This window comes from Mycobacterium branderi (assembly GCF_010728725.1).
GTDB classification, from domain to species: domain Bacteria; phylum Actinomycetota; class Actinomycetes; order Mycobacteriales; family Mycobacteriaceae; genus Mycobacterium; species Mycobacterium branderi.
Genome location: NZ_AP022607.1, coordinates 530,877 through 550,306, shown reverse-complemented (window position 1 = coordinate 550,306; position 19,430 = coordinate 530,877). Strand labels below are relative to the sequence as shown.

Below are 19,430 nucleotides of genomic sequence, written 5' to 3'. Positions count from 1 at the left end.
CGAGAAGGGAAGCACGGATGACCACGTCTGTGACGCATGATGGGCGGCCGGCAAGCGGACTGGTGACCAAAGACATCACGCCCCGTATCGCCACCGAGATCCGGGCGGACAAGCAGACACTTTTGAGCGGTGCGCACGCCGGCCGGATCCGCGAGTTGCTCGAGCAAAGGGGCGTGCTGGTGTTTCCTCAGATCGGCTTCACCGACGATGAACAGGTCGCCTTTACCCAGACGCTGGGGACCATCGCCCGTGAAGTAAGTGGGGAGGAGGTTTACAACGTCACCTTGGATCCCAAGGTCAGCCAAACCGCCGACTATCTCAAGGGATCGCTGTACTGGCACATCGACGGCACGATGAGCGAAGTGCCCATCCTCGCCTCCCTCTTGTCCAGCAAGGTAGCGCCTGAAGCTGGCGGCGACACCGAGTTCTGCAACACCTATGCCGCATATGAGAATCTACCGGACCGCGAAAAACGGGAGATCGAATCCTTGCGCGTGATGCATTCGGCGTGGAACACATTGTTTTACTACGACCCCGAACCGCGCATCGAGATGCTGCGTCGCATGATGGCGATCGGCGACCAGGAGTTGCCGTTGGTATGGACTCACCGCTCGGGTCGCAAGTCTCTTATCCTCGGCGCCACCGCCCGCCACATCATCGACATGGATTTCAAAAAGAGCGCTGAACTGCTTGTGCAGCTTCGTGATTGGGCGACCCAGCCACAGTTTGTCTACCGCCATAAATGGACCGTTGGCGACCTGGTGATCTGGGACAACACCGGCACAATGCACCGCGCCACGCCCTACGATGCGAAGTCCGGGCGGCTATTGCACCGGACCAAACTGCAAGGTGAGGAACCCTTCGCCTGATGGGTGGATACGGGAGTTCGCAACCATGAACCGCTTCGACGATGCGGCGATCGCGCAGGCCATCCGCCCGGAGCCTGCCGGCATGCATCGCCGAAGACAGACGCGATGCGAGAGTCCGTTCGTATCGTTGTCGGGCACAGACTTCGGGATGAATCGATGACAGAGCTCAGTGTTTCCCATGTTGGCTTATGCGTTGCGGACCTGAGGACATCGCTGCGCTTCTACACCGAAGGCCTCGGCTTTGAGGTTGCCGAAACCTACGACGCCGGAGCAGAAGTGGCGGGGGCCGCCGAAATCACGGGCAGCACGCAGCTAACCTCGCAGATGATCACCAAGGACGGTTTTCGGCTGGAGCTACTGTGGTGGGCTGAGCCCGGCTGTGTCGGCGCTCCGCCGGGCACGCGCAACCAGGTGGGTCTGACGCACCTGTCGTTCGAAGTCGACGATCTCCCCAGTGCCGAAGCCCGACTGGTCGCCCACGGCGCAACGGTCATTGAATCGACCCGCACATCGGTCAGAAACGATGACGTCGGCTACGACCTGGTCTTTCTGACCGATCCCGACGGTAACCGCATCGAACTCCTGGAGTGGAACAACCCCACTCCTATCAACACCTGATGCCGCGTCAGTGACTATCGAGGTCTCATGCGGGCCGCCGCCCGGACCCGCATTCAGCGAACTTGCCGTTCTGGCCGAAGATTTGGGCTATTCGCGGATCTGGACCTTTGACTGGGCCCCGCTGTGGGAGGACCACGCTGACCAGCCCGCATCGGACGATCTCTGAGCGGCACAAAACCAAACAGGGGGCCTGACACTGGGCCCTGCTGTGCCTCAAGCGTCGGCTTCGCATGCCGGTAGAAAACCTTTGCAGTCGACTGCAATCTCTGATACTGTCAAGTAGTATACAAAGCTGCCATGACGCACAGCATTCGTATCTGCGAGCCGGCCCGAGGTGTTGGCCCGGACGCCTAGTAGCCGGAGCTGGTCCATACAATAATGCCCACACCAGAGAGTTGTCGCCGTGCCTTGGGGCGTGGACATCCCGACTCATCCGCTATGAGCACTTCAGCCTGGCATCACACCCTTGACCAGGGTATCGGGAGGGTGAATTATGGCCGAAGGGCTGCCCGCAACGATCAGCACCAGGTTATTAAGGAATGACATATTGTCCGGACAATTAGTTGCTTCAACATCGACCAGCCACCAACGTCATGTGGCGTCGGCAAGGGCACGTGGCGATGGATGGCGGCCGGCTTTCAAGACGTGCAGAATCCGCCCTGCAGAAGGAGCTGGGGAAATCCGATCATGACTGTCAAGGTCTACGAGCGCATCCTGGAGCTGTTCGAGGCGGAGGGCATCAAAACCCTCTTCGGCATCCCGGACCCGAATTTTGTGCACATGTTCCACGCGGCCGAGCAACGGGGGTGGGATGTCGTCGCCCCGCACCACGAAGAATGCGCTGGGTTCATGGCCGAGGCCGTCTCGCGCATGACGGGCAGGCCTGGTCTGTGTATCGGCACGCTCGGGCCGGGGCTTGCCAATCTCGCCGGCGCCATGATGTGCGCGAAAGTCGAGAACTCACCGGTCATCTTTCTCGGCGGTCAGCGGGCCCGGATCACCGAACAGCGTGTGCGACGCGGCCGCATTCAATTCGTGTCGCAGACACCGCTTCTCGCGCCGTCGGTCAAGTATGCAGCCAGCATCGAATACGCAGACCAGACCGATGAGATCGTCCGCGAAGCGCTGCGACGCACGCAGACGGATACACCCGGACCGGCTTACATCGAATACCCGGCACACGTGATCACTGCAGAACTCGACGTGGCCCAACCGCTGGCACCCGACGCCTACCGCTTGGTGAACCAGGGTGCCAGCGCGCAGATGGTCGATAAGGCGCTGGAGCTGATCAAAAAGGCGAACCAACCGATTCTGTTGGTCGGTCACGCTGTGCAGTGCGCACGCGCCGGAGAATCGGTCGAGGCGCTCGCGAAACTGGTGAATTGCCCGGTGATCCAGACGTCCGGGGGGACCGCGTTCATCAAGGGCCTCGAGGACCGTACTTTTCCCTACGGATTTTCTCCCTCGGCCGTCGAGGCGGTGGTGAAGTCCGATCTATGTATCGCCATTGGCACCGAGCTCGGCGAGCCGGTCCATTACGGCAAGGGGCGTCACTGGGCCGCCAACGATGCCCACCGCAAATGGATCGGCGTCGAACTTGATCCGGCGGCGATCGGCGTGAACAGGCGTATCGATGTTCCGCTGGTGGGTGATCTGCGGGCGATCGTGCCGCAGCTGGTCGACGCGCTCAAGGATTCGCCACGCGCGGCCTCCCCACAGCTCGAGGGATGGGTCAAGCAGGATGCGGCGCGGCTGGCCGAACTGGCGAAAACCGCTCCGTCCGGAACACCCGTGCACACAGCGCGTTTCGTCGTCGAGGCGACAAAAGCGTTCCCCGCCGATGGGATCATGGTGCGCGACGGCGGCGCGACGGTCATATTCGGCTGGACCTACTCGCAGGCAAAGCCGCACGATGTGATCTGGAACCAGAACTTCGGCCACATCGGGACCGGTCTGCCCTACGCCATCGGTGCGTCGGTGGCGGACGGCCGCAAGCGGCCGGTGATGCTGCTGACCAGCGACTCGTCATTCATGTTCCACATCGCCGAACTGGAAACCGCTGCGCGCCTGAATCTTCCGCTGGTGTGCGTGGTGGGCGTCGACCACCAGTGGGGCCTGGAGGTTGGCGTGTATAAACGCACTTTCGGTCAGGGGTCGTTGGAGACCGGCGTGCACTGGAGCAGAGATGTGCGCTTCGACAAGGTCGCCGAGGGCTTCGGCTGCCGCGGCGAATACATCGAGCACGGCCAGGACATCGGCCCGGCGATCGAACGAGCTTATGCCAGCGGCAAAGTCGGCGTCATCCATGTGCCGATCGACCCGAAGGTGAATTCTGAGGAGATGCCAAGCTACGACGAATTTCGAACCTGGTACGCGGAAGGAACCCAATGATGCGTCAATACCTCAAGCTCTACATCGACGGGCAGTGGGTGGATCCGGCCGAACCCAAGACACTGGGTGTCGAAAATCCGGCCACCGAGCAGGTCTGCGGGAGGGTCGCGCTCGGTTCGGCCGCTGATGTCGATCGGGCCGTCGCCGCCGCCCGCCGAGCCTTCGCTGATTGGTCGCTGACCACCCGCGAGCAACGACTCGATATCCTGCAGCGGATCCTCACCGAATATCAGCAGCGTGCCGATGATCTTGCCGAGGCGATCACCGAGGAGATGGGTGCGCCCGTCACACTTGCCGCCGGTCCGCAGGTCGGACTCGGGCTCGGGCATTTGAACACTGCCATCGAAGTTCTCAAGTCTTACCCGTTCGAGCAGCAACGCGGCGCAACCCTTTTCGTGAAGGAGCCGATCGGGGTCTGCGGACTGATCACACCGTGGAACTGGCCGATGAACCAGGTTGCCGTCAAGGTTTTCCCGGCCCTGGCGACCGGTTGCACAATGGTTCTCAAACCTTCAGAGGTAGCGCCGTTTTCGGCGCACATCTTCACCGAGGTCCTGCATGCCGCCGGTGTTCCCGCCGGGGTGTTCAATCTCGTGCAGGGTGATGGTCCGGGCGTCGGGGTGGCGCTGGCCGGGCATCCGGACGTGGACATGGTGTCGTTCACCGGCTCGACCCGCGCCGGTGTCGAAATCGCCCGTAACGCCGCACCGACGGTCACGCGGGTCACCCAGGAGCTGGGCGGTAAAGGCCCCAACATCATCCTCGACGACGCGGCATTCGCCGCCAATGTCGGCAGCGGCGTCGCCAACCTGATGAGCAATTCCGGGCAATCGTGCAGTGCGCCTTCGCGCATGCTGGTACCCAGCGCGCGCATGGACGAAGCCGCCGACGTCGCCCGAGAGGCTACCGAAAAGCTCACGGTGGGCGACCCCACCGGGGATGTCGCGCTGGGCCCGGTGGTTTCCCGCGCGCAGTTCGACAAGATCCAGTCGCTGATCCAGAAGGGCATCGACGAGGGCGCCACGCTGGTTACCGGCGGGACCGGCCGTCCCGATGGGCTGGAAACGGGCTATTACATAAAACCCACCGTTTTCGCCAACGTCAGCAACGAGATGACCATTGCGCGCGAGGAAATCTTCGGTCCGGTGCTGGCCATCCTCGGTTACGACAACGTCGACGATGCCGTCGAGATCGCCAACGACACAGATTACGGCCTGGCCGGCTACGTCGCGGCCAACGACCTGGAGAAGGCTCAGGCGGTCGCCCGCCGGCTGCGGTCGGGATGGGTGGTGATCAACGACGGATTCGACTTCCACGCCGGATTCGGCGGTTACAAGCGCAGCGGCAACGGCCGCGAATGGGGCGAGTTCGGCTTCCACGAATACCTTGAAACCAAGGCAATTCTCGGCTACGCGCCGGAAAGCGCAGGCTGACCAAAGGGCATGGCCGATGTCTTGAAGCTCGACGGCCGGCTCGTTGTGGTGTGCGGTGCCGGGGGCGGTCGACTGAGCCCCCCCACCGCGCCTCGCGGCCGACGAGTCTGCTCCGTTCTTTCAAAAATGTTCCTTTCGTGCCGCCACACCGCCGCGCACGATCCGGTTCAGGAAGCGAGGTCACCGTGACTGAATCAACCATGAACATCACCGATCGCGACAAGAACGCCGTTGAGGAGCTGTCCGCGCCGGTGACGATCGGCGTCGAAGCCTACATCTCACCCGAATACGCCCGCGCCGAACGAGACAGACTGTGGCGCAAGGTTTGGCAGCAGGTGGGCCGCGTCGAAGACCTTCCCGAGATCGGCAGTTACCTCACCTACGACATCCTCGACGATTCGATCATCGTGGTGCGTACCGGCGCCGACGAATACACCGCACACCACAACGTCTGCATGCATCGCGGCCGTCGGCTGGTGGATACCCCCGAAGGTGCCAAGAATGCCTGCGGGCGGGCAAGAAAGTCCTTCGTCTGCGGATTCCACGGCTGGACCTACGGGCTCGATGGGGCATGCATCCACATACCCGAGCAGCAGGACTGGCAGGGCGCGCTGACGCCCGGGAACACCCGGCTGCGCGCCGTCAACGTCGACACTTGGGGCGGGTGGGTCTGGATCAACATGGATCCGGACTGTGAGCCGCTGCGCGACTACCTGGAGCCGGCGGCCGGCATGTTGGATCCCTTTGAGCTGCAGAACATGCGGTGCAAATGGCGCAAATGGCTGCATTTCGACTGCAATTGGAAGGTCGCCATGGAAGCCTTCAACGAGACCTACCATGTCGCCACCACACATCCACAGTTCAACAAGTTCGGCGACTTCCGCGGCTGGGCTAAAGCACAGGGCAAGCACAGCAACATCGGCTATGAGGCGCCCAAAGATCTGGAGAAGACCAAGTCGAAGATCCGGCTCGGTACGGGTGGCGACGCCCGGGTGTCAACCGCCGAGATGCAGCTCTACACCCTGCAAGAAACCAACGCCACCACGACAAAGACGCTGGTCGATGCCGCACTCCGTCTGGTAGACGAGCTGCCGGAAGGCACGCCGCCCGATCAGGTGCTCGAACACTGGCTGAATTCGGCGCGCCGCGACGACGCCGCACGCGGAGTCATATGGCCGACGATTGATCCCGAAGTGCTCGGCAAGAGCGGCACCGCGTGGCAGATTTTCCCGAATTTCCAGATCGGGCAAGGTCTGACGAGCGCGCTGTGCTACAGCGCCCGCCCGTGCGGCTATAACCCCGACAAGTGCACCTTCGAGGTCTCGGTGTACGAGCTTTTCCCGAAAGGCGAAGAGCCACAAACGCAGTGGGAGTACACACCGGCAGGTGACCCGAGATGGCTCAGCGTCTTACCGCAGGACTTCTCTAACATGGCTGCCGTACAGCAGGGTATGAAATCTCTGGGTTTTCCCGGCACGAAGCCCAATCCGTATCGCGAGCGCAGCACGGCCAATCTCCACCGCCAGCTCGCGAAGTACATGGGTACTGGCGAGCCACGAACCCTTGCAGGGGAGAACGATCGTGAGAGTTAGAACCCTGTTTACTGTGCACAGTATGGATCCGGCGCTGCACGCCGTCGCAGTTTCCAAGGCATACGTATGACGTGCCGGCCCACCCAGACGCCACAAGACCTCGATTTCTCGGCGCTGCGAGAGAAGTACCGTCAGGAGCGTGACAAGCGGCTGCGCACAGACGGTTCGAAGCAGTACATCGAGCTCTCGGGCGACTATGAGGATTACTACGAGATCGACCCGTACACGGCAGTGGTGGCCCGCGACCCGATCTCGGAGGACATCGACGTCGCCGTCCTGGGCGGAGGCTTCGCCGGCCTGTTGTGCGCTGCCGATCTGAAGAAGGCCGGTGTCGAGGACGTCCGAATTATCGAATTCGGTGGAGATTTCGGCGGCGTGTGGTACTGGAACCGCTTTCCCGGTATCCAGTGCGATAACGAATCATATTGCTACATACCGCTTCTCGAAGAGCTGAATTATGTCCCGACCAAGAAGTTCCCGGACGGAACGGAAATCTACGAGCATTGCCGACGCATCGGCAAGCATTTCGGCCTCTATGATTCAGCGATATTTTCCACCCGGGTGCGCGCCTTGCAGTGGGACGAATCGGTCAAGCGCTGGCGGATCAGCACCAACCGCAATGACGACATCCGGGCACGCTTTGTCGTTCTGGGCGCCGGTAGCCACCATCGGCCGAAGCTGCCCGGCATCCCGGGGATCAACGACTTCAAGGGACACAGCTTTCACACGGCGCGCTGGGACTACGACTACACGGGCGGAGATGCCACCGGAGGACTGCACAAGCTCGCCGACAAGCGGGTCGCGATCGTCGGCACGGGCGCTACCGCTATTCAAGTTATCCCGTTCCTGGGCCGCTACGCCAAGCACCTGTACGTCTTTCAGCGCACACCTTCCACTGTTGCCGAGCGCGACAACCGGCCGACTGATCCCGACTGGGTGAAAACGTTGCAGCCGGGATGGCAGAAGGAGCGCCGGCGAAACTTTCATGCCTGGACCTTCGAAGGCGGCGCGCCGGGCCAGCCGGACTTCGTGTGCGACTTCTGGACTGAACTGGGCCGCAATACGGCCGCGCGGATTATCGCGCGGGGAAACCCAGCTGAGCTGACTGCAGAGGAGTTCATGGCACTGCAGGAGGAGGAGGACTTCAAGGTAATGGAGCGGCTGCGCCGCCGCGTCGACAGCATCGTCGAAGATCCCGAGACCGCCGAGGCGCTCAAGCCGTACTACCGATTCTTCTGCAAGCGGCCGTGCTCCAACGACGATTACCTGCCGACGTTCAATCGCCCGAACGTCACGCTGGTCGACGTGTCGGCGTCGCAGGGTGTGGAACGGGTAACGGAAAAGGGCCTGGTGGCCAACGGAGTCGACTACGAAGTGGACTGCATCATCTATGCGAGCGGCTTCGAGATCTCCACTGAAATCAGCCGACGCTACAGCATCGACACGATCGAGGGCCGTGCCGGCTTGTCCTTGTTCGATAACTGGCGGGACGGGTTTCGCACCTTCCACGGCATGACGAGCTGCGGTTTTCCCAACCTGTTCTTCACCGGCTTCACCCAACTCGGGGTGGCGGCCAATATCACCGCAAACTACGAGCTGCAGGGTGAGCACATCGCCTACATCATCGCCGAGACCCTGGCACGTGGTGCAACGACTGTCGAGCCCACCCGCCAGGCCCAGGACCAGTGGATAACGACCATGCGCGAGACCGCAATCGACAACAGCCGGTTCGAAATAGAGTGCACCCCCGGGTATTTCAACAACGAAGGAGGGGGAGGGGGCGAAGGGATTCGCTCGTATCTGGGTGAACAGTACGGGCCCGGCTTTTACGCGTTCACCGACCTGTTGGAGCACTGGCGCGCCAAGGGCGAACTCGACGGCTTGGTGCTTGGAAGATGAATGTCTGAACTCAGATTCGACGATCGGGTCGCGGTCGTGACCGGCGCGGGCCGTGGGCTGGGGCGCGCCTACGCATCGCTGCTGGCATCTCGCGGTGCGAAGGTCGTCGTCAACGACATCGGCGCAGCCTTGACTGGCGAGGGTGTCGATTCCGGGCCCGCCGAGGAGGTGGTGTCCGAGATACGGGCAGGCGGTGGTCAGGCCATCTCGTGTGCCGAATCGGTGGCCACCGCCGCCGGCGGCGCCAGCATCGTCGAAGCGGCGATAGACCATTTCGGGCGCGTCGACATCCTTATCCACAACGCGGGCAATGTTCGTCGGGCCCCGTTGGGGCAGATGAGCTATGAGGACTTCGACGCCGTGCTCGATGTCCACCTGCGGGGCGCCTTCCATGTTGTGCGTGCGGCGTTCCCGCTCATGCGCGCGGCCCGTTACGGTCGCATCGTCGTGACGTCGTCGATCAGCGGGTTGTACGGCAACTGCGGGGTGGCCAATTATGCTGCCGCGAAGACGGGTGTCATCGGATTGGCCAATGTCGTCGCACTCGAAGGTGCGGCCGACAACGTGCTTTGTAACGTCATCGTGCCGTCGGCGGTGACCAGAATGGCTGAGGGCCTGGATATTTCGGCGTACCCGGCGATGGAGCCGGAGCTGGTGGCGCCGGTGGTGGGCTATCTCGCTCACGAGTCGTGCGCGGTCACCGGCGAGATGTTGATCGCGGTCGCCGGCCGGGTGGCGCGAGCGATGATCGGTGAAACCCCCGGCGTGTATCGCCCGTCGTGGTCGATCGAGCTGGTGAGCGAGCAGCTCGAGGCGATCCGCAATATGGACGCACCGGTGATGTTTCCGGTTGTGCCAGACGGTCATCGCGACCATCTTCGCTACAGCTTCGAGATGGCCAAGGGGGTTCCGCATGGGTAGTCGCAGTAACGGCAACGGCCCACTTGCCGGGGTGCGGGTGGTCGATCTCACCGCGATGGTGATGGGGCCCTATTGCACCCAGATCATGGCCGACATGGGTGCTGAGGTGATCAAGGTTGAACCACCGGGCGGGGACGACACTCGCTACATCTCGGTGGGACCCGAGCCGTCGATGAGCGGCGTGTTCGTCAACGTCAACCGCGGCAAGCGCAGCGTCGTCCTCGACCTGCGCTCCGAGGCCGGCGCGGCGGTGCTGCGGGCGCTGGTGGAAACCGCCGACGTGTTCATCCACTCGATGCGCGCCGAAGCGATCACGCGACTCGGGTTCAGCTACGCCGACGTCGCGGCCATCAACCCCGGCATCGTCTACACCAACTGTTACGGGTACGGCCGGCGCGGGCCGGACCGCGACCTGCCCGCCTACGACGACACCATTCAGGCGGAATGCGGGCTGCCGGGCGTTCAAGAGCAGCTGACCGGTGAGGCCAGCTACGTCGGAACGATCATCGCGGACAAGGTCACTGGGCTGACTGCGCTCTACGCAACGATGATGGCGCTGTTTCACCGCGAACGCAGCCTTGAAGGCCAAGAGGTGGAAGTCGCCATGTTCGAGACCATGGCGTCGTTCATGCTGGTCGAGCACGCCAATGGGGCGATGTTCGACCCGCCGCTCGGGCCGGCGGTCTATCCGCGGACCGTGGCGCCCAATCGTCGGCCGTATCGCACCAGCGACGGCTACATCGCCGCGCTGATCTACAACGATAAACAGTGGTCGGCGTTCATCGACGCGGTGCAGCCGGCGTGGGCCAGTGACCTCTACGCCACCCTCGAGCAACGCGCGCGCCGGATCGACACCGTCTATGCCCTGGTGGCCGAGACGCTGAAGGAGCGGACGACCGAGGAGTGGCTGAAGCTGTTCCGCGAACTGGAAATACCTGCCGCACCGCTGGGCGCGCCTGCCGACCTGTTCGACAACCCGCATTTGAACGCCGCGGAGTTTTTCGAAACGGTGGACAGCCCGCACGGCCCGGTGCGGTTTCCCGGTGTGCCGACCTGGTTTTCGCGCACCCCGGGCCGGGTCGCCGGCCCGGCCCCGCAGCTCGGCGCCGACACTGCTGACGTGCTCGACGAACTCGGTCTGGCGGTGGAGGCGAACCCAGTGCGCCGCCCGATGTAGTGATCAGGTCATGCGCTGCACAAGTGTGACCGCCGGAATCCAGGAAGGGCAGTGGGATGGCCGACTTCGATAGCATCGACTTTTTCAGCGATCCGTCCGTAGTCGAGAACCCCTATCCGTACTTCGAACATCTCCGTTCGAGCTGCCCGGCGTTTCGCGAACCACACCACGGGGTAGTGGCGGTGACCGGATACGACGACGTGCTGGCGGTATATCGCGACACCGACACGTTCTCGTCAGTCAACGCGGCGGTCGGCCCGTTCCCGCCGCTGCCGTTCGCACCCGAAGGCGACAACATCTCGGCGCTGATTGAATCCCATCGCCACCAGTTCCCCTGGGGCTCCGAAAACCTTGTCTGCTTCGACCCCCCGCAGCACACCCAGCATCGCGCACTGCTGAATGGAGTGTTTACGCCCAAGCGGCTCAAGGAGAATGAGGACTTCATGTGGGGGTTGGCCGACCGGCTGCTTGACGAGTTCATCGCCGACGGCCGCTGTGATTTCGTCCAGGCCTACGGCCGCCCATTCCCCCTGCTGGTGATCGCCGACCTTCTCGGCGTGCCCGAAGCCGACCACGCAACATTTCGCCGATGGTTCGGGGCGGACATGGGCTCACGACAGGGAAGCGACGGCACGATCACGATCAACCCATCGGCGGAACTCGACCGGTGGTTTACCACCTATATTGAGGAGCGCCGACGAGAACCGCGATGCGACATACTCACCGAGTTGGCGACGGCGACGTTTGCCGATGGGTCGTCGCCGGAAGTGACAGACATCGTGCACCTTGCGTCCTCGCTGTTCTTCGCCGGCCACGAAACCACCGCGCGTCTGCTGGCCAATTCGCTGCAAGTTCTGGCCGAGCAGCCACAGCTTCAGGCCGCACTGCGTGATCACCGTGAGCGCATACCCAACTTTGTCGAAGAGATGTTGCGCATCGAAAGCCCCATCAAAAGCCACTTCCGGCTCACCCGCGTCGCCACCGAGATCGGCGGCGTCGAGCTTGCGCCGGGCACCACGGTGATGCTGTTGCCCGGGGCCGCCAATCGGGATCCCGGCCGGTTCGAATGCCCGGCAGAGTTTCGGTCTCATCGCCGCAATGTGCGTCAGCATCTCGCATTCGGAAGGGGTGTACACAGCTGTCCGGGTGCCCCGCTGGCGCGCATCGAGGCCAGGGTAAGTCTCGAATGCATTCTCGACCGGATGGCCGACATTCGGATCTGCGAGGCACATCACGGGCCAGCCGACAACCGCCGTTACGCCTATTCCCCGGACTACATCCTTCGCGGACTGACAGCCCTGCACCTGGAGTTCACACCAGGGGAGCCGATCATGATCCAGGTGCAAAAGCCGACGCGCACTGGGAGGGGCGGCTGACATGTCATCGCTGGACGGAAAGGTCGCCTTCATCACCGGCGCCGCCCGCGGCCAAGGCCGCGCGCATGCGGTGAAGCTGGCGTCGGAAGGCGCCAGCATCATTGCAGTTGACCTGTGCGATCAGATCCCATCCGTGCAATACCCCATGAGCACGGCAGATGACCTGGCCGAGACCATCAAGCTCGTCGAGGACACGGGCGCCCGGATCGTCGCCATGAAAGGCGACGTGCGCGACCCCGCCTCGCTGACGGCAACGCTCGAAACCGGCTTAGCGCAATTCGGCCGCGTGGACATCGTCGTTGCCAACGCCGGGATCGCCCCGATGCAAGCCGGCGAAGAGGGTTGGCGCGACGTGATCGACGTCAACCTCACCGGCGCCTACCACACCATCGAGGTGACGGCACCGACGATGATCGATCAAGGCCGTGGGGGGTCCATCGTCTTGATCAGTTCGGCCGCCGGACTGGCCGGGGTAGGCAGCCCCGACGCCGGGGCAATCGGCTATGCCGCGGCCAAGCACGGCATGGTCGGATTGATGCGGGTGTATGCCAACCTGCTTGCCCCGCACAGCATTCGGGTGAATTCTGTTAATCCCGCCGGCGTCGATACGCCGATGATCAACAACGAGTTCACCCAAAAATGGCTTCTAAAGATGTCCGCCGGCAATCCGATGGGCCTGGAAAACGCGCTGCCGGTACAGGTGCTGCAGCCCGAGGACGTCGCCAACGCGGTCGCGTGGCTGGTGTCCGACGCGGCGCGTTACGTCACCGGCATCACACTGCCAGTCGATGCGGGGTTCCTCAATAAGCGTTAGAGGACAGTTGATGCAGATCGGTCTCCGCGCTGTGGCCCCGGTGCGCAATGATCAGCCTGGACGACGCTCGACTCAACGATCCATCAGTTCGCGACTTTCCCACTGACGGGACAGCATTTGCGAGGACAACGCATGGATGCGCTGATCAGGCCGGCCAGTCAGCGTGTGGGTCTGGCTATCGGCGAGGTGGCGCGCGGAAATGCGACGGGCCCGGTCGACATCGCCGGCCTCGATCATCTCGGCCAGCTTGAGGTGAGTGTTGAGCACCGCGCGCCGCTTGCCCAGCGACGGGTAGCTGCCGCGCGCCGCGCTCTCGTCGGCCCATTGCTGTTCGTGGCTGGTCCACAGCGTCTCAAGGGTCCCGACAACGGCGATGATGGTGCGGTTTCCGCAGCCACGCACAACGAGATCGTGGAAGCGACGGCCGATTTCGGTGAATCCGGGCCCGTTGTCCAGATGCTCCGCCATCTCATCGTTGAGCTGCTTGAGTTCGGGCACCAACCTGTCGGCGCGATCGGGCCGTTGCGCAGCCAACGCAGCGCATGCGGGCTCCACCTCCCGCAATGCCGCACCCAGATCGGCGATGCCGACCGACTCGCTTTGCAGCACCAGGCCCAGCATGTAGGCGGCGCTGGACTTGGCCGGCGCGTGCACAACTGCCCCGCCCCGGTTACCGCGCCGCACCGACACCAGACCTTCGGTCTCCAGAATCTGCAGCGCCTCACGCAGTGAGACCAGGCTGACGTTGAACCGCTCGACAAGCACGTCTTGGCGGGGTAGCAGGTCGCCATCGGCCAATTCGCCATCAATGATCTGACGCCGCAACTCGGCGGCAACCAACTCGCCGATCCGAGGCGCCGACAAACGACGTCGTGCCTCAGGGCCAATTCCCAACGCAGTCATGCGGTCCCAGCAGCGCAGCAAACGGATGGAGTACGCGGTCGCTGCCCCACGAACTCGATCGGTGCAAGCGTAACAATAATGGCCTTAACAATCGGCATACCAGCCAACCTGCTCGAAAAGCCCCGGCGCGGCGACCAACCACGACGGGACAAAGTTACCGAAGATATAGCACCTCTCGCCGCCAACGATTTTCCGTCAACCTCCTGTGCGCGACGGCAACCTTTGCTCTCGCTTCAGGCACCCGCAAGCGAGCCCCGGCATGTCGGTCGGCGGTCCTAAGGTCCCGGGCATGGACGGTCCGTGCACGAAGGACGAGCGTGCAGCGCTTCTCGCGCTCCTCGAAGAACTAGGAGCAGTCGATTCGCCGAAGGTTTACACGGCCTGGTCGACTATTGCGGCGGAGGTTGTGCGGCGTGGGTCGGCGACCACGCTATGGGACGAGTTGCATCCGCTGACACTTGACGGCTTGCGCGAGTCTGACGCAGCACTGGCGCGGGCGCGGGATCGGCTGGCCGAATGGCGAGGTGCCGACTTCGAGCTGCTGACAGTCCTCGACGGCGGATATCCATTGCAGCTGAGAAGAATTCATCCGATTCCGCCCCTGCTGTTTGTGAAAGGCAGACTGGCTGCCGATGAGGTTGGCGTGTCCATCGTCGGGTCTCGCGAAGTGTCGTCCCGCGGCCGTCGGATGGCCGCAGACATCGCTCGGGGACTCGTCAAGCGGGGGATCGCCGTTATTTCCGGTCTCGCCGCCGGCGTCGACACCGCAGCGCACGAAGCCACCCTGTCCGCCGGGGGCCGTCCCGTCGCAGTGCTGGGCACCGGCATCACCCGCGCCTATCCCAAGGCCGGCCGCGCCCTTCATGACCAGGTCGGGACCACGGGCGCCTTGGTGTCCCAGTTCTTGCCGGATTGTTCGCCGGCTAAGCACACCCTGCGGCTTCGCAACGCGACGATGGCCGGCCTCTCCTGCGCATCAGTGGTCGTGGAGGCCGCCGAGTACAGCGGGTCGCGTGTGCACGCTCGTTACGCCACCCAGTCAGCGCGACCGCTGATCTTGGCCGATGCGGTTGCCGAAACCACCCGCTGGGGCCGCGAATTGTTGCAGCAGCCAGGCGTTTACGTGGCGAGCGGAACCGCGGAGGTGCTGCGCATTGTCGAGGAGGTGGCGTGTGATATCGATGTCGGGGCCTGATGCGCTGCAGCTCAACGACACCCCACAGGACATTCCAGCCTGCGTGCGGGGCGCCGCTGGTTATCTGCGCAATGTGATCCGCGAACCGCGAATCACTTGCCGGGTTTGCGCTGCGCCGGTGGACGGGTTCGACCGGTGCTGGCGATGCAGTCAGCACCTGTGCAGGATCGGGCTGGCCGACATCGTGGCGCCGCTGACATATGCGGTCTCCGGCACGCTATCAGCAGATTTGTTGCACCGCTACAAGGACAACCCCGTCCGCGCAATTCGCGAGAAACACAGCGTGATCGTCAAACGGCTTCTGGAGCTTGGCATTGCGCTGCATGAGCGCTGCATTGCCAGCGCGGCCGGGCTGGCCGTCTCACTGCGCCTGGTCATTCCATCGCTGACCGGACGGCCCGGTCGGCACCCTTTCGCCGACCTCGCGCGGCAGATCAAAGCGGCCAGTGCAACCGTCGCGCTGGCGCCGGCACCGGATGCGGTGTGTGATCGCGCCGTCAACGACAAGTTCGCGCTCCGGCCCGCCGCCTGCCTCAAGGGCCGGCACGTGCTCATTCTCGATGACGTGTGGACCACCGGGTCCAATGCGCAGTCAGCCGCTTTGGCCGTCCGCCGCGCCGGGGCCAGCGCGGTCAGCGTAATGGTCATCGGCCGCTGGCTGAGCCCGCGCACCGGGATCGCCACGAACTTCATCGCGACCAGGCTGCAGCGCGACTACGACCCCACCATTTGCCCTGTGACCGGTGGCAAATGTCCATAACTCGGCAGTGTCTGGAGCGGGCCACCGGGCCTAATGATCCGGCGACCAACTACTCGCCCGAAAGACACCAGCCGTACTCACGCACCACCGAGATGCCGGGCAACTCGTCTTCGAGAAGTTCGGCGATGGCTTCGCCCTCGGCAGCCCACTTTTTGGTGTCGAAGCCATGCTTCCAGCCGTCTTCCTGATGAAAGTTCTTCTCCCACTCGTCATTCCACCTTTTGATCCGAGTGGTAAGCGTGTCGGAAATCCCGATGTCGGCGGGGGAGATGGGGTAATCAAGACCTGGCATGTTCCGCGACCAGAGCGGCCAAACTCTGCTGTACTCCGGGAACAATCGGACTGCAGGCCCGCCGACACCGCCGTTGTTCATGGGTTCAAGCTTGCCACTGGAGTCAGCGATTATCGTCGCGGTCGACGGCCCGCTGGCCCAGACCGCTGCGCCCGGGGATTGCGTCGCACCCGAGTGGTGCATAACAACCGCCGGAAGCCATGCCGGCCTGCATCAACTGCGCTCACCCGCACGGTAATTGACTGCGAGTGGCGTCCGAACGCGATCACAATTCGAGCCCATCATCAAGCTGGACACCCTGGTCACGCGCCGACTGTTCACGGGTAGTCGTGCCGGCCATCCGCTGGTACGCGGCTTGCCTGTCGCGTTCCGCAGCAGTGTGTTCGCGCCACACTGCGGTGCGAGCGGCGCTGCGTTGGTCTTGACGTTTGAGGAGGTTCGCGACAACCTCGGGCAGCAGGCCTCGCTCGGTGCGATCGGCTTCCGCGTGCATGGTGCGCGGTCGGTCGTCGTTGGCCAGAATCATCCGGAAGTAGTGTGCGGCAGAGTATTTGTTACCGCGCCGCAGGATGTGGATGTCGGCTCCGGCAACGGGCGTGGAGTGTTCGTGCTCGGCTTCGCCGGTGATGCGCTGATAAATGAAGGCCTCGTTGTTGTGGCGGCCGCGGGTCATCGCGACGTAAAGCATCGCACGTGTGGAACCTTCACCGAGGATGGTGTACGCGGTGTCGGCGGTCACGCCCTGCGCCGAGTGCACGGTGGCGGCATAACCCAAAGTGACGTGCTCGCGCAGATAGTCCCCTTCGAACACCACTCGGGCTTTATCGGAGGTGCGTTCGGCGGCAACACGGTTGGTTTTGGCGTCGACGGCCGCTACCAGCCAGCGGTTGCCGTTGCGAACTTGGTCGATGCGATCGGCGCGCCGATGCCGCGCACCGGGCTGCACCACGATTGTGGCGTCGTTGTTGCGGCTCATGATGATGTCGCCGACGCGAATCGTTTGGTCGCGGGCGCAGCGCACACTGGGACCTGGCCCAGTGAGTGCGTCATGCAGGCGATGGTTGAGCGCATCGGCCATTTCCCAGGTATCGCAGATAAGCAGTGCGTCCTTGCCGGCGGCCCGGTCGGCGAGGTAGGCGTCGCGGGCATCGGCGGCCATCGCGATGGGGTCACCGGTGTGCAGGCGACCGTGGGTGCGATACCAGCCGACCGCTTTACGGAGCCGGTTGCCGTGCGCGGAGCGCAGTGCCAGGGAGGCGTCACGTTCTTCGGGATTGCTCATCCGCCACACCTCGGAGAGGCGCTGGGACCACGGCAGATCCGCGCACAGGTGCTCGAACATGCCGCCACGTGCGCGCACCGGCGACAATTGGTAAGCATCGCCGACCAGCACCATCTTGGCGCGCCCAATCGCCGCACAGGACAGCAGCTTCTTCAACGCGGGCGTCCCGACCATCGACGCTTCGTCGACGACGATCACCGTGGAGCGGTCCACATCGAGTTCGTCGTCCTCGATCAGTTTCAACGCTTTGGCGACGGTCAGGCCGCGATCGCCGGCGCCTTCCTGCATGGCCTCGTCGACGGCCTTGCCGGTGGGCGCAAGCACAAGGACTTCCTTGCGCGCCCGGCGCGCGGCGGCGCGTAGCGCCCTGAGCGAGTGCGTTTTACCCGCACCGGCCGGGGCTTGCAGCGGCTGCACCAAAAACGGTGAGACCGCAATGCTGCGAATGGCGCGCTCCTGGTCGGGCGAAAGATCGCCGAGGTCCTCAGCGCGCACATCCAGCCGGGACCGCGCATCCGAGTCATCGACCATTTCGAAGACTCGTTCCTCCTCGGCGATGACCGCGTCCACGGTGAACTTCTCATGGCCCTCACGGTGCTGAGCCTCCCGCTTCGCACTGACACGCACGCTGACCTCGTCGACGATCGCCTCGATAAGCGCACGCGGGTCACCGGGCGCGTCAACCGGCAGCTGCGCGCCAACGATTTCCACCATGTCGGCGCGCGTGAACGCGGCCTTGTCGATGTGCGCTGCCATCTGGGCGACACGCGCGCGGTCCAATGGACGTCGCGCAGCGCGGCGGCGCTCATCGCGCGCTGCGAAATGCGCATCGCGCACCAGCGTCAGACCGCGCTCGTCTGCGCGCCACATCTCCTTGAGCTCCTCCCACGCCAGTGATTCCGGCTTGGCCGGACGGGTGGCCTTTTGCGCCGCCGCAAGCTGAGCGGCGGTGGGTTGGCCGTCGACGATCACGAGGTTGTCCTTCGCCCACTCCCGCAGCCGGGTCGAGCGTTGCGACCACACCTTGATCGAGTCCCTGTCCACCCCGGCGATCTCGGCCATGCCGGAATGCGCTTCGACCCCGGTCCATTCGAAACCGCGCTCAGCATGAAGTTCGTGACGCAACACGGCCTGATAGATGATGCCGGCGGCTTTGGCTTCGTGGTGCAGGGATTTGGAATCGATCGACACCAGCTTGCCGTCGGCGCGAGGTTGGCGGTTGGGCAGGATCACATGGGTGTGCAGGTGTGGGTCGCCGCAGCGTGATGTTTCGTGTTGATATGCGATGGCCACCAAGCCGGGCAACCGCTCGAGGTCCTTCGTGCCGGTCAGCGGGTTGTGCACCCGGGTGTATCCGGCGTGGGCGTGCAGATAGGTCAGGGCGGCTTGGACGGCTTTGATGTGGGCATTGGCAACTACTTTCTCGGCGACGTCATCAGTCAACGCCCGGATCAGCGACACACTCTTGGGCGCGGCGAAAACCAAATCGAATCCGTGCACGCTTTTCTCGGTGAACGCCCGCCCCGTCGCTCCGTTGGGCGCGATCCCGTCGTCGAGCCAACGCGCCGCCGTCTCGGTGTCGGCGAAGCCTCCATCAAGTGCGGCGCCGTCTAAGCCGGTCAGCCTTCCCACCGCCGCGGTATCACCGGTGATTACCCATGTGGGAGCGCGGGTATCGCCTTCGGTGTAGTACTCGCCGAGCCCGCCGTTGGCGCGGTGACGGTCCATCGCGGCCTGCTTGGCTTTGTTGGCGGTGTCGTTGTAATAGTCGATGCTCCACCGCGACAGCCGCGAAATCGTCAGCACGCCTTGCCACCTCACCACCGCGGGACAGGCCGTCGCTGACGGCCCAGGCTTTCGGCCGCGCAACGCGCGGCCGAAAGCAGTATTGCACAACTTGTGCCAATG

Annotated in this window: 16 protein-coding genes; 13 read left to right on the top strand and 3 right to left on the bottom strand. The window is 63.6% G+C overall.

All coding sequences use genetic code 11. From position 1 onward, the window contains the following. Positions 1 to 17 precede the first annotated feature (17 nt). The 11 genes from G6N47_RS27685 (at position 18) to G6N47_RS27635 (ending at position 13,090) form a co-directional block, all read left to right on the top strand. Entirely contained in the window at positions 18 to 869 is an 852-nt protein-coding gene (locus G6N47_RS27685) for a TauD/TfdA dioxygenase family protein (RefSeq protein WP_083133724.1), read from the top strand. A gap of 156 nt (positions 870 to 1,025) precedes the next feature. Next, entirely contained in the window at positions 1,026 to 1,487 is a 462-nt protein-coding gene (locus G6N47_RS27680; RefSeq protein ID WP_083133723.1) for a VOC family protein, read from the top strand. Between the two features lie 10 nt (positions 1,488 to 1,497). Then, positions 1,498 to 1,653 (top strand): hypothetical protein, encoded by a 156-nt coding sequence (locus G6N47_RS27675; protein ID WP_211281511.1) that lies wholly within the window; start codon positions 1,498 to 1,500, stop codon positions 1,651 to 1,653. 521 nt (positions 1,654 to 2,174) lie between these two features. Beyond that, entirely contained in the window at positions 2,175 to 3,878 is a 1,704-nt protein-coding gene (locus G6N47_RS27670) for a thiamine pyrophosphate-binding protein (protein WP_083133791.1), read from the top strand. Continuing rightward, positions 3,878 to 5,311 carry an aldehyde dehydrogenase family protein gene (locus G6N47_RS27665; RefSeq protein ID WP_083133790.1) on the top strand — a complete coding sequence of 478 codons (1,434 nt, stop codon included), beginning with the start codon at positions 3,878 to 3,880 and terminating at the stop codon, positions 5,309 to 5,311. The genes G6N47_RS27670 and G6N47_RS27665 overlap by 1 nt, the downstream gene beginning before the upstream one ends. A 200-nt stretch (positions 5,312 to 5,511) precedes the next feature. After that, entirely contained in the window at positions 5,512 to 6,903 is a 1,392-nt protein-coding gene (locus G6N47_RS27660) for an aromatic ring-hydroxylating oxygenase subunit alpha (protein WP_083133722.1), read from the top strand. 66 nt (positions 6,904 to 6,969) lie between these two features. Beyond that, the gene (locus tag G6N47_RS27655) at positions 6,970 to 8,802 is read left to right on the top strand and encodes a flavin-containing monooxygenase (protein ID WP_083133721.1); all 1,833 of its coding nucleotides are present in this window, start codon (positions 6,970 to 6,972) and stop codon (positions 8,800 to 8,802) included. Further along, complete coding sequence (locus tag G6N47_RS27650; protein WP_083133720.1) at positions 8,803 to 9,723, top strand: SDR family NAD(P)-dependent oxidoreductase; 921 nt, start codon at positions 8,803 to 8,805, stop codon at positions 9,721 to 9,723. Next, positions 9,716 to 10,900 carry a CaiB/BaiF CoA transferase family protein gene (locus G6N47_RS27645; protein WP_083133719.1) on the top strand — a complete coding sequence of 395 codons (1,185 nt, stop codon included), beginning with the start codon at positions 9,716 to 9,718 and terminating at the stop codon, positions 10,898 to 10,900. The genes G6N47_RS27650 and G6N47_RS27645 overlap by 8 nt, the downstream gene beginning before the upstream one ends. Positions 10,901 to 10,956: 56 nt before the next feature. Then, on the top strand, positions 10,957 to 12,276 hold the full coding sequence (locus tag G6N47_RS27640) for a cytochrome P450 (protein WP_083133718.1): 1,320 nt from the start codon (positions 10,957 to 10,959) through the stop codon (positions 12,274 to 12,276). 1 nt (position 12,277) lies between these two features. Continuing rightward, positions 12,278 to 13,090, top strand: coding sequence for a mycofactocin-coupled SDR family oxidoreductase (locus G6N47_RS27635; protein ID WP_083133717.1), 813 nt, complete (start codon positions 12,278 to 12,280; stop codon positions 13,088 to 13,090). 72 nt (positions 13,091 to 13,162) lie between these two features. On the opposite strand, the gene G6N47_RS27630 is transcribed toward G6N47_RS27635, so the two are convergent. Next, entirely contained in the window at positions 13,163 to 13,993 is an 831-nt protein-coding gene (locus tag G6N47_RS27630; protein ID WP_083133716.1) for a FadR/GntR family transcriptional regulator, read from the bottom strand. A 289-nt stretch (positions 13,994 to 14,282) separates the two neighbouring features. Here G6N47_RS27630 and G6N47_RS27625 point away from each other — a divergent pair, with 289 nt between their 5' ends. Beyond that, positions 14,283 to 15,188, top strand: coding sequence for a DNA-processing protein DprA (locus G6N47_RS27625; RefSeq protein ID WP_163659934.1), 906 nt, complete (start codon positions 14,283 to 14,285; stop codon positions 15,186 to 15,188). Between the two features lie 232 nt (positions 15,189 to 15,420). Further along, positions 15,421 to 15,948, top strand: coding sequence for a ComF family protein (locus tag G6N47_RS27620; RefSeq protein WP_139799663.1), 528 nt, complete (start codon positions 15,421 to 15,423; stop codon positions 15,946 to 15,948). Between the two features lie 49 nt (positions 15,949 to 15,997). Here the strand turns inward: G6N47_RS27620 and G6N47_RS27615 are convergent, their stop codons facing one another. Together G6N47_RS27615 and mobF are read right to left on the bottom strand one after the other, a co-directional pair. Further along, entirely contained in the window at positions 15,998 to 16,240 is a 243-nt protein-coding gene (locus G6N47_RS27615) for a hypothetical protein (RefSeq protein WP_139799662.1), read from the bottom strand. 265 nt (positions 16,241 to 16,505) lie between these two features. Next, positions 16,506 to 19,328: a MobF family relaxase gene (gene mobF / locus G6N47_RS27610; protein WP_083133713.1), complete on the bottom strand. Its 2,823-nt coding sequence runs from the start codon at positions 19,326 to 19,328 to the stop codon at positions 16,506 to 16,508. Between the last annotated feature and the right edge of the window lie 102 nt (positions 19,329 to 19,430).